12 protein-coding genes are annotated in these 13822 nt (G+C 39.6%); 10 read left to right on the top strand and 2 right to left on the bottom strand.

Translation table 11 applies throughout. The features are described from left to right. Nucleotide 1 precedes the first annotated feature (1 nt). The 9 genes from HYD28_10700 (at nucleotide 2) to HYD28_10660 (ending at nucleotide 11534) form a co-directional block, all read left to right on the top strand. Nucleotides 2-1477, top strand: a complete 1476-nt coding sequence (locus tag HYD28_10700) for a sugar transporter (GenBank protein QLE09383.1) — start codon at nucleotides 2-4, stop codon at nucleotides 1475-1477. Beyond that, complete coding sequence (locus HYD28_10695; protein ID QLE09382.1) at nucleotides 1474-2553, top strand: glycosyltransferase; 1080 nt, start codon at nucleotides 1474-1476, stop codon at nucleotides 2551-2553. The genes HYD28_10700 and HYD28_10695 overlap by 4 nt, the downstream gene beginning before the upstream one ends. A gap of 9 nt (nucleotides 2554-2562) precedes the next feature. Next, complete coding sequence (locus HYD28_10690; GenBank protein ID QLE09381.1) at nucleotides 2563-4374, top strand: sugar transferase; 1812 nt, start codon at nucleotides 2563-2565, stop codon at nucleotides 4372-4374. A 186-nt stretch (nucleotides 4375-4560) separates the two neighbouring features. After that, nucleotides 4561-4881, top strand: coding sequence for an STAS domain-containing protein (locus HYD28_10685; protein ID QLE09380.1), 321 nt, complete (start codon nucleotides 4561-4563; stop codon nucleotides 4879-4881). Nucleotides 4882-4889: 8 nt separating this feature from the next. Then, nucleotides 4890-5747 carry an OmpA family protein gene (locus HYD28_10680; GenBank protein ID QLE09379.1) on the top strand — a complete coding sequence of 286 codons (858 nt, stop codon included), beginning with the start codon at nucleotides 4890-4892 and terminating at the stop codon, nucleotides 5745-5747. A gap of 1 nt (nucleotide 5748) precedes the next feature. Continuing rightward, nucleotides 5749-7815 (top strand): SLBB domain-containing protein, encoded by a 2067-nt coding sequence (locus HYD28_10675; protein ID QLE09378.1) that lies wholly within the window; start codon nucleotides 5749-5751, stop codon nucleotides 7813-7815. Then, nucleotides 7812-8510: an AAA family ATPase gene (locus HYD28_10670; protein QLE09377.1), complete on the top strand. Its 699-nt coding sequence runs from the start codon at nucleotides 7812-7814 to the stop codon at nucleotides 8508-8510. Before HYD28_10675 ends, HYD28_10670 begins: the two co-directional genes overlap by 4 nt. An 8-nt stretch (nucleotides 8511-8518) precedes the next feature. After that, nucleotides 8519-9976 (top strand): SpoIIE family protein phosphatase, encoded by a 1458-nt coding sequence (locus HYD28_10665; GenBank protein QLE09376.1) that lies wholly within the window; start codon nucleotides 8519-8521, stop codon nucleotides 9974-9976. 103 nt (nucleotides 9977-10079) lie between these two features. Continuing rightward, nucleotides 10080-11534 (top strand): sigma-54-dependent Fis family transcriptional regulator, encoded by a 1455-nt coding sequence (locus HYD28_10660; GenBank protein ID QLE09375.1) that lies wholly within the window; start codon nucleotides 10080-10082, stop codon nucleotides 11532-11534. On the opposite strand, the gene HYD28_10655 is transcribed toward HYD28_10660, so the two are convergent. Then, on the bottom strand, nucleotides 11503-12537 hold the full coding sequence (locus tag HYD28_10655) for a glycosyltransferase family 4 protein (protein ID QLE09374.1): 1035 nt from the start codon (nucleotides 12535-12537) through the stop codon (nucleotides 11503-11505). The genes HYD28_10660 and HYD28_10655 overlap by 32 nt on opposite strands. 20 nt (nucleotides 12538-12557) lie before the next feature. On the opposite strand from HYD28_10655, the gene HYD28_10650 reads away from it, so the two are divergent. Then, on the top strand, nucleotides 12558-12890 hold the full coding sequence (locus HYD28_10650; GenBank protein ID QLE09373.1) for an Hpt domain-containing protein: 333 nt from the start codon (nucleotides 12558-12560) through the stop codon (nucleotides 12888-12890). Here HYD28_10650 and yvcK read toward each other — a convergent pair. Continuing rightward, nucleotides 12855-13760, bottom strand: a complete 906-nt coding sequence (yvcK, locus tag HYD28_10645) for a uridine diphosphate-N-acetylglucosamine-binding protein YvcK (GenBank protein QLE09372.1) — start codon at nucleotides 13758-13760, stop codon at nucleotides 12855-12857. The two genes, HYD28_10650 and yvcK, sit on opposite strands and share 36 nt — an antisense overlap. Nucleotides 13761-13822: the final 62 nt, after the last annotated feature.

The following is a 13822-nucleotide window of genomic DNA, read 5'->3' as shown; positions in this document are numbered from 1 at the left end:
TATGTTAGTTAAAGAGCAGATCAAACGGTTAATTTATTTAGGGCTTTATGCGCTTTACACGCGTATTAAGCTCTTTATTATTCCGTTTTGCATTGTGCCAATCGTCGTCATTGCGCTTGGCTTATCTGCGCAAAAACAATATACCAATCACGCCACCATCTTAATTGAAGAGTCTGCACTACTTAATCCTTACTTAGATGATCTGTCTTTCTCGTTTCAGCTTTCTGATCGTATGGCAGCGCTGCGTACCTTAGTTATCAGTCGTAAGGTACTTATTGCAGTAGCAAAAGAAACCCAATTAATAGCTGAAGATGCTACGCCAAAACAAGTTGAAGAAATCCATCAAAAACTATCTAAAGCGTTATCACTTTCGTTAATTGGCGATGAGCTGGTCCGCATTAACTTTATTTGGCATGACCAATCACAAATGAAGCCAGTACTTGAAAAGGTGGTAGAAAAATTTATTGAACGTTTATTAGCACCAACAAAGGCGTCACTTGATACTTCTGAGCAGTTTTTCTTTAAACAGCTCGATAGTTTACGCGAAGAACTTGAGTTATCTGAAGAAGCCCTGGCTGATTTTAAAACCAAAAACAGTAATACCTTACCCGATGTATTACATAGCAATCGCCAAACCTTCGACAGCTTACTAAGCGAAAAACAACAAAAGCTGATTGCTCTTTCAGGCGCTAAAGCAAAACTGAATGCCTTAGTGAGTAAAGTAGGGCAGGCCAATCCAATTTTAGGCAATTTAGAAGAAAAGATAATTCGTACTGAATCTGAATTAAGTCTTTTGAGAACACGCTATACCGATAAACATAGCAAGATTATCGAGAAAAAACGCACACTGGCAAACTTAAAAAGTCGCCAACAGGCGCTGTTAGCATCTAGTGAAGAGCTAGACACAACGAATCTTGATCAGTTATGGCAAATGGTTAATACGCTTCCGTCTGGTGATGGTAAAGAGAGCAGTGTTTTAGTATCACAACTTCTTGCGCTTGAAGAGGCCCGTAATAATTTACTTCAGCAAGAGCAAGAATTTGCAATGCTCGAAGAGCAAGTGCAGCTTGTCAGTGAACGTCTGTTAGTAACCAGTGATGTAGAAAAACAATTACGTAAACTAGAGCGTGATTACGATGTTAAACAATCACTTTATAAAGACATGCTGAGCCGTTACGAAATGGCCAAAGTTACGGGCAAATTAGTTAAATACGAAGGACCTGACAAAGTTAAAACAATTGAGCGAGCTTATAGCCCAACACAACCTATCAATACATCAATGCTGATGACCGTTATCGTTGGCATTGTGCTTGGAATTTTCACAGGTAGTGCAAGCGTATTTGTTGCTGCACTTTGTGACAGTCACTTAAAAGATATTAAAACCATCGAAAAACTTACCAGCGCAGAGGTGGTAACAGTACTTCCTATCGTCAATGCCGAAACTAACTTCGGTAATATTGAAGGAGATAAATCATGAATGTCATGCACTTAGTTCAACACCTGCAAGTAGGTGGCCTAGAAAAAATGGCAATTACTTTACTCAAAAACAGCCAATTTAGTAGCTCAAGTATTATTGTTTCTCTTGAGGGAGATAGACAATCTGCGTTTGAGCAATGGCCAGAGCTTGAACAATTTAGCCATCGCGTGATTTGTTTAAACAAAAAACCAGGCGTGAGTATTTCTGTTATAGCAAAGATAAAGGCATTAATAAAAGATCATGATATCGATATTATTCACAGTCATCATGTTGGTCCTGTTATTTATGCAGGCCTTGCTTGTGCGTTGACCGGTGATACGGTTCGTCATATATCAACAATTCATGATGCCTGGTATTTAAATAACGTTAAACAATGTACTTTCACTAAGTTACTTAACTCGTTAACAAATATTTATTGGGTCGCAGATGCACGTATTGTTGCCGATGAATTTAGAGCTAAAACAGCAATCATTCCTGAGCGCACCATTTTAAATGGTATAGATTGCGATAATTTTGTCGCAATTAATCAATCAACCGCCAGAAATCAGCTCAATTTACCCCACAAAGTTAAGCTAGTTGGCTGTGCTGCAAGGTTAATTGAAGGTAAAGGACACAAAGATCTTATTCATGCATTGCATTACTTACCTGAAGATTACCATATGGTGTTTGCTGGAGATGGCGATCAAAAAGTCATTTTAATGAATTTGGTACGTAATTTAGGGCTTAACGAACGTGTGCACTTTTTAGGCAATGTTCACGATATGCGAGCCTTTTATTCGAGTATCGACGTGATGTGTTTGTATTCACAGCGTGAAGGTTTGCCATTATCGATTATTGAAGCCATGGCATGTGGTATTCCAGTTGTAGCGTCTGATGTAGGTGGAATTCATGAGGTTGTCACCGATAACGAAGGTGAGCTTGTGTCTTTGAACGAGTTTAACAAGCTTGCACCGGCTATTTTGAGAGCATGTAAACTGCCACATGGTCTTTGCATTCGTCATCATGCTATTGCAGTCGCTGATGCAAGAACCATGAGTAGTAAATACGACAATTTATATTCTGCATTAGCAGTGTAGGAGCCAACCATGACTATTTTTACTACATTATTCATCATTTTGATGTGTATTGCTGCATATCATCATATTGGCTACCCATTATTACTAAAGTGTGTTGCAGGCAAAAAGCAAAAAACAAGCAAGCAAACCGTTTTTGATGACAACTACACACCGAATATTGCTGTTTTGATGTGTGCTTACAATGAACAACAGCATATTGCTGAAAAGCTTTATAACCTAGCATCACTAGTATATGACACTCATCATTATTCTATTCATGTTTATTTTGATGGTTGCACCGATAAAAGCTATCAACAAGCTCTTAAAGCACAGCAGGTATTACATAAGCAAGGCGTGCAGTGTTATTTTCACCATCGTGATGAAAACCAAGGTAAAGTACAAGGGTTAAATACCTTGATGGGGATGGCGAAATATCACAATGATATTTTAATGTTCACTGATGTTAGTGCTTTATTGAGCATTGATGCATTAAACAAAGTAGCTAAGCAATTTAGTGATCCGCAAGTGGCAATTTCGACAGGTGTTTACACCTTAGATGAAAATGCACCAGATGCGCAAAAAGCCTACTGGCAGTACCAAAACCAAGTGAAAAAATCAGAGTCAAACCTTGGCGCTGTGATTGGCGTACCAGGGGCAATGTTTGCCATGCGAGCTGAGTATGCAAATGAATTAGAGAAAAACACCATTAACGACGACTTCGTGCTATCAATGAAAGCTTTAAGCAAAGGTGGTAAAGCCGTTGTTGATGAAGAAGTAGTCATTTACGAGCGAGAATGCGATGAGCAAAGTGAGGATTATAAACGCCGAGTAAGATTAGGTGCCGGTAATTGGCAACAAATAAAAGCGCTTTTTTTATTACTTAACCCGCGTTTAGGGTGGACTTGTATGAACTTTTTCTCGCACAAAGTATTACGTGGGGTTATGCCAATTATTTTAGCCTGTATTTATGCTTGTGTATTTATAGAGGCTATCGTCACGCAATCTGTATGGTCACAATTGATTGCTACAGGCATTTTGTCACTTCACGCAGTACAAGCTGTTAAAACACTATTCGCGTTTAAAAAACGCATTCCTATCGTCGATAAAGTTAATTACATCTTAAATAGCTACTTTTTAGCACTTTGGGGGATCATTCGTTATGAACAAGGTTACTTCGACACCCCTTGGCAACGTGTAAAATCTGCGAGTAAAGCACAAACCAAGTCTGTTATTAGAGTCATCAAACGAAGCCTAGATATTGCAGGTGCCTTATTTGCGTTAAGTCTAGTTTGGCCTGTTTGTTTAATTGCAGCGCTGGCTATAAAGCTTACATCTAAAGGTCCTATCATCTTTAAGCAACTTAGAGTGGGTGAAAGCTCAGATGACTTCGTTGAGTTATTTTATGTTTATAAGTTTCGCTCTATGGTTGTTGATGCTGAGTCGCGTTCTGGTGCTGTGTGGGCCAGTAAAGATGATCCAAGAATAACGGCAGTAGGGCGCTTTATGCGTAAAACACGAATTGACGAACTTCCGCAATTAATTAATGTGCTCAAAGGCGAGATGTCATTAATTGGCCCAAGACCAGAGCGTCCTGTTTTTTATGGTAAATTAGAAAAAGACATCCCTTATTTTTGCCAGCGTACTTACGGGGTTAAACCAGGTATTTCTGGTCTTGCTCAAGTGATGAACGGTTATGACGAAACCATAGACGATGCACGCAGTAAAATTGGCTGGGATTACGCCTATTCACTGAGTATGTCATCACCGCGTGCTTGGGCGAAGCTTGAGTTTTCAATTGTGGTTAAAACATTACAAGTTGTCTTTACAGGCAAAGGGCAGTGATACCAATCCACGTCTTTTTTATCAAATAAATTAAGCAAATCACGTTGCATAATGCAAATTAACAGCAAAAAGTTAATTGCATTATGCATCCCCCCATCATTTAGCCTTTAAATTTCAACACCTTATAAACTGGCATTTTAGTTGTACTAGTTACTATGACTAACCAATTTAACTAAGGTGAAGATCATGGCTAACAACACATCATTTTCTAACGATACCAAACTAATTTCACTACCTAGTGACTTTTCTGGTCTAGCCGTCGATGGCTTTAAAGATCAGTTTGAAGAAGTTGCACATGGCAAACAGCAAAGTGTGGTACTCGATTTTAGCTCTACTACATTTATTGATTCATCTGGCATTGGTGCCATGGTGTTCTTATATAAACGGATTGAGAAAAAAGGGCAAAAATTATCACTGCTTAATGTGTCTGGGCAACCACACAAACTAATGAGTCTATTAAGAGTTGATAAGACGATTCCATTTATCGAACAAGCTGATATCGCGTGAGGTGATTTATGAAGCACATACTATTTACAATCATTTTGCTAACGCTTGGTGGATGTGCTTCTTGGCCTGATGAGGGGCAAGGAGGCTGGGCAGAAAAATATCAAAATTATCCGCTTACTGATGAACAACACGAGATGATCTATGACACACAAGAAACCGTGGTGCTAAGCGAATTTCAACATCATGTTTTAAAGTTAGATTTATTAAAAGCACAAGGGATACAGCAATGTATGCCAGCACAACTGCTAAAAGCACAAATATACGAAAACCGTATAAGACGCCTAATAGCAGCGCAAATGTGGTCTGATGCTGAGCATGATTTACTTATTCACTATCACGGTTTAAATCAGCTTGCTAAGCACTTTGAAACTGTTAATGCGATGAGCCAATGTGCAGGCGTTACTGATACTGAAAAAAACATGACAGCATCACTTAAAGACCAGATCACTGAGCTTTTAAATAGTGATAACCAGTTCTCGCTTAATGATTTTCAGGTTACTCCTAAATACATCACACGTTTAGCACAAGCGGCTGACTTAATTAAACAAGTTGATGAAGTTAACTTACTGCTTGTTGGTCATGCTGACATTAGTGGTCAGCAACAAAACAACTATGAGTTAGCACTAAAACGTGCCGAAACTGTAAAACACTGGCTAGGTATTTATGGTGTAAACCCTGCGACAATAACAACCTTAACGCAAGGTAGTTTAACACCGTACAGCGACGAACCTGACTCACGTTCTAAACGTCATTCAGATAGACGAGTAGAGGCAATTATTATTGACATGAGTGACGATAAAGCCACTAAACAAAAACATGCATTATCCCGCTGGACTAAAATCTTAAATGGTCCTAAGGAGAAATAACATGAAACAGTTAATCTTACTTTGCTTACTTATATTCGCGTTACCTACTTTCGCAGAAGAGATTGAAGTCGGTAATAAACTTTACTTATACCTACCAGGCGAAGCTGAATTTAGCGAACCGTTTGAAGTTGATAAAGAAGGGGCTATTACCTTACCAGAGCTAGGTCGTTTTAAAGTAGCAGGCTTACAGCTAGATGATGTGCAAAACCAACTACGCATAGCATTAAGTGAAATGTATGTGGCGATGGATGACTTTTATGTCGAAATTCATTCACGAGATATTTTTATCAATGTTATGGGCTATGTGAACGACCCATCACAAGTAAGTATTCCTAAAGATGGCAACATTCAAATGGTCATCGCCCGTGCTGGCGGCTTAAAACCAGGCGCTCAATTAGACCGTTTACAAATTCGCCGTGGCACCGAGATGATTGAGTTTAACTATAAAGCCTACTTAGATTCAGGCAACATTGATTTATTACCTGCATTACAAAGTGCTGACACAGTCTTTGCTCCAGTGTCTCCGCTGTTAGGTAACGTACAAATTGACTTTGATGCACAAACCTTAAGTGCGTCAGGTGATGCAAGTGATAACAGTGCAATTACCTTACTTGGCGAGGTGCACAATCCTGGTAGCTTTTCATTTAAAGAAAACATGAGTGTACTCGATGCGCTAATGCGTGCTGAGGGTGTAACCCGCTATGCAGATGTAACCAAAATTCGCGTTATCGTAGATAAAACCCCAGTCGTGTTCGATTTAAAAGCGTATTTAGATAAACCTAATAACGACACTATGCCAGAGCTAAAAGCGGGTTCTACTATTTATGTGCCAATCATGGTTGATGATGTAAATACCACTTCAAGAACAGTTTATATCATGGGCGAAGTACAAAAGCCGGGCGCTTATGAGGCAGGCGAAAGCACCAGCTTTTTGGATATTCTGGCTAATGCAGGTGGCCCAACCCGTTTTGCAGAAACTCGCCAGATTAAAATCTTAACTCCAGCAGGCGAAAGCATCTTATTTGACCTACAAGGTTACAGCGAAGGTTTAGTAACAGTAAAAGTGCCAAGCCTAAACCCAGGAGATGTCATTTTTGTCCCAGAGAAAACAGATCAAAACGAAAAAAGCTGGTTAAAAGTACCACCAAAACGTGCAATCAAAATTATTGGTGCCATTTTATCTCCCGGTCGTTATGAGTGGAGCCCTGAAATGGATTTTACTGATTTACTTGCCCATGCTGGCGGTCCAACTAAAGGTGCCAATATTAATGATATTAAAATTGTTAGAAACGGTGAGGTGACTAAACGTTTCGATTTAGAGCAATACACCATAAATGATTCGGGTAAGTATGCACTACCAAGTTTAATGGCTGGCGATACCATTATTGTTGAAGAGTTACCAGTGGATCCTGCAGACAATAAATCTCAATGGATCCGTCAAGAATCAAGCAAGTCTATTTACATTATGGGGCAGGTGGGTTCACCAGGTCGCTATGCATTTAATACCAATATGCACTTTATCGACATTTTAGCCGCAGCTGATGGCCCTACAGATAACGCTGACTTACGTAATATTCGTATTACTCATCGTAACGGCAATGCTGCAAGAGTCAGCAAATTAAACCTTGCACTGTATTTTGAAACCGGTGACGAAACATTATTTCCGCATGTTTTACCGGGCGATACTATCTATATTCCAGAAAAAGATAAAGACTGGTTACGCACGCCAAAAGAACAAGTAGTACGTATCATGGGGGCGGTAGAAAAACCTGGTCGTTACAGCTTTGATGACACCATGACTGTACTTGACGTGCTTGCTGAGGCGGGCGGTCCATCAAGCTCTGCACTTATAGACAAAATCGTGGTGGTTAATCACTCATGCTGTAAAGAACAGTCTCGTGTATTTGATTTAGAAGAGTTTGTTAAAAACCCTAACTCAGCGTATATCCCTGTGTTACGTGCTGGCGATACCTTATATGTGCCAGACAAAGGTCAGGATTTAATGAGCCAGTTTAAATCAAACTTCTTAGACTTTATTACTGTTGTTGCTTTAGTGGTGGGCTTATGAAACTAATACCAGCACAATATCAGGAACTTGAAGCCGTGTGTAATGAAATAGATAACAGCAAAGCGCGTTGTATTTGCTTTATATCTTTAACCGGCAACGAGGGCTCTACATCACTTTGTGCCAGTGTCGCAAAACGCTTAAGTTTGCAAGCCGCCAAAGTGCTGATTATCGACTTAAATCCGTTAAATCCATTTAAGTTCGAAAAGCCAGAAACACCGGAGTCTTGGTGCTTCAGTGATATTTCATGTCAGTTGAATATTATCAATACTGAGCAAGTAGATTTGCTCACCATGCAGCACCTTAAAGAGCTCGAATCGGTCAAAAATAAAAGTGTACTAAATGATGCTATTGAGCGCATAAAGCAAGAGTACGACTATATTTTTTTAGATATGAGCCCTGCTCTTAAATGCAATCGTGGCAATGTACCACTGCATGCTCTGAGTTTGTGTACTGATCTCACATTTTTAACGGTATCTCTTGGTTATAACGACGAAGAAGCTTTATGTCACGGTGTGGCTAATCTAGAACACGCAGGAGTTAATAATGTAAAAATTGTTGTTGCTCAGCATCAGTTTGCTCCATTGGGTAGCCGCATCGTGAAAACGCTCAAAGCGTTTCAACCAAAATGGCCTAAACTCACAGAGTACTTGTTAAACAAAGTTATTAAACAACGCTGGTTGTTTTTACCATATTGAGAGTTTAAATGGACTGCTTATATCAAAAATCTTTTAACTTAGATTGGCCTACGGTCAGTGAGATTTGCCACATTTTAAAACATGTTTTGACGGCGATAAGTGTTAAAAATCAAGATATAGATGCAGCAGGGTTAGTAGCAACAGAATACCTGACAAATCTACTACGACATAGCCAAGAAACGTCAATGCATGTGCAGTTTGCTATGCATAAACTGCCCGATAAACAGCTGCTAATAGAATTTAAAGACAGCATGCCAAGCTATGATTTATTTAATCAACAAGCATCAGGGTGGCAATTAGACAGTGGTGAATTAGTTGAAGGGGGTATGGGGGTTGCGCTCATCAAGCATTACTTTCCAAACGCTTGTTATAAAACTGTTGGCCAACAGAATACATTCTCTTTTTGTTTAACCAATATCGATAAACGACCCACGCTTATATATATAGACGATGATAAAGCACAACTTGCTTTACTGAATGCTTATTTATCTGAGCATTTTCAGGTTATTTGCTGTGAAGACAGTGAATCGGGTTGGCAAGAAATTCTCACCTCTGGGGCAACAATTTTATTGCTTGATCATAAACTTAAAAATGGCACAAGTGAGCCTTTACTTAAAAAGCTTAATCAATCTAACCTAAAAACTAATTTATCTGTGGTTATGCTGACAGGTGATGACAGTGAAGAACTTATAAAACGTATAAACCTGTTAGGTGTTGATGATTATTTAGTAAAACCCGTTAGCAAAACTCGGTTATTACAAAGTATCGAGCGCATTGTGCATCGTTTTTCTGCATTAAAGTATTTAATTAACGAAGAGCGTATGCAAACAAGGCAAAAAATAGGGGAGTTTAATGCCTATAATTTTGGCTCAATTATCAGCCAAAATGGAGGAGATTTTTGTATGTACCCCCACCAGCAGCAAGCGCCCGTGATCATTGGCGATATGATGGGGCACGGTATAACAGCACTAAAAGAAAGTTTTGCCATAAAGGGCTTTTTAAGTGGCTGTTTAGCGACAGAAATCCCAATACAAAACGTTTTAACAACCTTAAACCAAGCCCTGTATGAACAGCGGTTATGTAAAAATAGTCTAGTCACTTTACTAATAAGTTTTATTGAAAATAACACACTTCACTGGTTTAACGCAGGCCACCCAGCCCCCTGTGTGATAACCAAAAATGGCAAATTGATCCAGCTAAGCGGCACTGATCCCTTACTAGGCCTTAGTGATGATCATGTTTATCAACATTATAGTTATGACTTAAATGATGTTGAACACATTTTATTATTCACCGATGGTTGGCTTGATAATCAGCAATTAAGCGATGTAGACCAAATTATTACTAAATTAACTGACGAAAATGTGCAAAGTGAAGAGTTTGCTTATGCACTTTGGCAGGCAAGCCAGGTTGAGTTAACTGCTGAAATAGACGATGCCTCGTTAATTGTGATCAATAAACACTAAAGTTTGAGTTTACAAACCGGTCAAATACGCACTAAGCTACTAATAAGGAACTGTTAAATAATCACTTTATCTCAGCATAAAACGATAATAAAGGAAGTCAGTAATGCCACCCAAAATACTCATTGTTGAAGATACAGAATCGCTAGCGCTGATGTACCAATCATATTTGATCCCAACCGGGGTCGAAACACGCATTGCCTACAATGGTGAACAAGCCGTAGTTGCTCTGCAGGAGTTTGAGCCTGATTTAGTGATTTTAGATGTTATGCTGCCAGATATGAACGGGCTAGATATTTTATCCTCTTTAGACCCAGACTCAGCTCCACAAGTGATTGTTTTAACAGGGCATGCCACTAAAGAAATGGCAATCAAAGCCATTAAACTCGGTGCCAGTGACTTTCTAGAAAAACCAATCGAAGCCGATCGTTTTCGCATTACAGTAAACAACGCATTAAAACTTAAAGATTTAAAACAAACAGTCAAAAGCTATCAAACAACCTACGAGAACGGTAAATATTATGATTTGATTGGTAGCTCATCAGAAATGCAATCTGTTTATCAAATCATAAAATCTGCTTCAGCGAGTAAAGCTACTGTTTTTATCACAGGTGAAAGCGGAACCGGTAAAGAACTATGTGCCCGTGCGGTGCATTTAGCCTCACCTCGTGCTAATAAACCTTTTGTAGCGCTTAACTGTGCAGCTATCCCTAAGGATTTAATTGAGAGTGAAATATTCGGTCACTTAAAGGGAGCATTTACCGGTGCGATAGCCAACCGGGAAGGGGCCGCAGGACAAGCCGATGGCGGTACTTTGTTTTTAGATGAACTATGTGAAATGGACATAAATTTACAAAGTAAGCTACTGCGCTTTATTCAAACCGGTTGTTATCAGCAAGTAGGTAGCGAAAAAGAAGTTAAAGTTGATGTCCGCTTTGTGTGTGCCACCAACCGAGACCCATTACTTGAAGTGCAAGAAGGTCGTTTTCGTGAAGACTTATATTATCGCTTACATGTTATCCCTATTGCATTACCGCCGCTGAATCAGCGTGGCAAAGATGTGATCGAAATTGCCGATGCATTATTTAAAAAAATAAGTAAAGAAGAAGGCCGTGCATACAAAGGCATGTCAGAAGGGGTTAAAAACTTGTTTTTAAGCTATGCCTGGCCTGGTAACGTTCGCCAATTAGAAAATACTATTCGTAACATTCTCGTTTTGCATGATGAAGACTATATAGAAGCGAGTATGATCCCAGCCTTACCAAATGCACAAGGCCAAACACATACAGCCACAGCTGCTATTTCCACTGTTAATTCAGAAAGCATGGCAACAAAGAGCCTTGTAACACCGACAACAGAATCTGCTCCTGTAATGAGCGAAGTAGTAACAGCATTTTCTCAAGCTGATATTGAACCGCTTTGGTTAGTAGAAAAACGTTATATTGAGCAAGCCATTGATGCTTGTGATAACAATATTCCTAAAGCTGCAGCTCTTTTGGATGTGAGTCCATCAACCATTTATCGTAAAATTAAAAGCTGGGAAGAGATGCAAGTAAGCTAGAGCTATAGACTCTATCTAGCTGCTTAAATTGCTGCTCTCCAGAAAAACGTTGTTGAACAAGTTTTTGTGCATTGCCTTGTATGTAACTTCTTTGATCAACACTCAACATAAGTACGTTGTTCAGCTGTTTATGCAAAGCGTCGCTTGTACTTTCAGTCATCATTAACCCATTTGATAGGTGCTTTATTATCTGTGGTAACTGACCAACAGGCGATGCAATAACGAGTACCCCGTGTGCCATAGCTTCTAATGCCACCATAGGTAGACCTTCAGCCCGAGAGCAGATCACCAATACATCAAGTTGTTGCCATATTTTTCGTTGGTCACACTGGCCATGATAACTCACCGCTGACATATCAAGCTCATTGACCATAGGGCCATCACCAAACATATGAAATTTTAAGTTAGGTGTGTTGAATCGTTTGGCTGTTTCAATAAAAATGTCAGGGCCTTTTTCATGGGATAAACGACCAACAAATCCAACGTTTAATTGATCATTATTTTTTATACCTAAAACTTTAGTATGCTCATTTACTGGAATAAAATTTTCAAGTAATTCAGCATTGTAAAGCTCTTCGGTGAGTTTGCTAGAAACAGCAAAGTTAAGTGAAAAGTAACTTAGCAGTTTGTCGAGCTTATTGTAAAAATAAACCTTCCCCGTGCCTGCTTCACCGGCATGATAGGTTGAAATACAAGGGCGGTTTTGCCAACGACACACTAACTTGCCCATGATACTTGCCTTGTACCCATGGGTGTGGAGTAACGCTGAGCGAGGAAACATTTTTAGTATTTCGTTCAAGCTTTTTAAATTTCCGCCAGCAAAACCGAAAGTGATATTTGCATTTTCTAAGCGCTTATATAATTCACGGTTATTATGATCTTGATAAAATAGTACCGAGCTCATAATATTATATCGTTCTAACAGCTTACTCATGGCAATCAAATGGCTTTCGATGCCACCAATTAAGCTTGAATCTACGAATAAAATAACACTATATTTCATATTCACTCCAAGGTGAGACCATGATAGATACTGCGACCTATACGCAATTACAACAGGATGTTGGTGACGACCTAGCAAAACAACTTTTGCAGGTATATATCACTGAGTCCCGCCAAATCGTTGCTGATCTTGCTGACGCAACGAAACAGTCTGAAATCGAAATAAATGCCCACAGTTTAAAAAGCAGTAGCCGTAGTTACGGGGCATTAGCCGTAGGCGGCCTTGCAGAACAAATTGAGCAAAAAGCGAAGGCATCACAATTTGACGATGAACTACAAAGCTTAATAGCCTTACTGCAAGACCAATTTGCACAAACGCTAACTCACGCGCAAAGTTTGATTGCTACTGACTAGTTCCTCAGCTTCTAGGCTTAACGGCATTTTTAATATTTCGCCAAATACATTACTTAGCTGCTCAATGTCGTGCTGCTGGTTTGGCGATTTAACAACATCGTCAAAGTGAGACACAATTTCACTAAGCGCATCTAAAGAGATACTCATGTCACAAAACCGGTAACCAAGCATGCCTTCGAGCCAATCAACCGGTTGCATATCGAGCGATTTAATTACGCTGGCTTCTTTGGCAATATTTTCGATAAACAATCGGCATGCTGATGTTTGTTGCACCGCTTTAGCTATGTCTTCAACTAACATGGCAGGCATTACACTGGTAATTAAACTTCCAGGGCCAATTATTAGCATATCGGCGTTTTCAATAGCTTTAACCACACCAGGAGCAGCATTCACATCTTGTGAGAGCGTTAAATAGTCTGGGAGCTCTTCTTGTGAATCAATATCGCATTCACCAAATACTTTGATGCCTGATGACATAACCGCTAGTAAATCAGTCGGTTCGTCTGACATGGGTAGAATCGTTTCTGAATTACCCAACATAGCATTGAACCATGCAACCGCTTGAGTTGCTGAGTTAGTTTGTTGGGTTAAGCTTAATAAGGCTAAATTACCTAGGCTGTGGCCATTGAGTTCACCACCATCAAAACGGTGGTGAAAAACTTGATGGATTAATGAGTCACTATCAGCTAATTGCAAACAACAACGTCTAATATCACCAAGGGCAACTACATCTTGGCTTTGACGTAATTTACCTGTGCTTCCGCCGTTGTCTGTGGTTGCAACGATAGCTGTCAGTTCGGCGCAGTGAGGTCTAATTGCACTTAACATATGGGATAAACCGTGTCCGCCGCCTATGCATACTATTTTCATAACACTCGCCTTAATTAAGCTTATTTAATATTTAGGAAGCATGGCCCGTACCAAGTGTTCGG

This window comes from Pseudoalteromonas shioyasakiensis (genome assembly GCA_013391845.1).
GTDB lineage: Bacteria > Pseudomonadota > Gammaproteobacteria > Enterobacterales > Alteromonadaceae > Pseudoalteromonas > Pseudoalteromonas apostichopi.
This window is presented reverse-complemented; position numbering and strand designations above follow the sequence as displayed.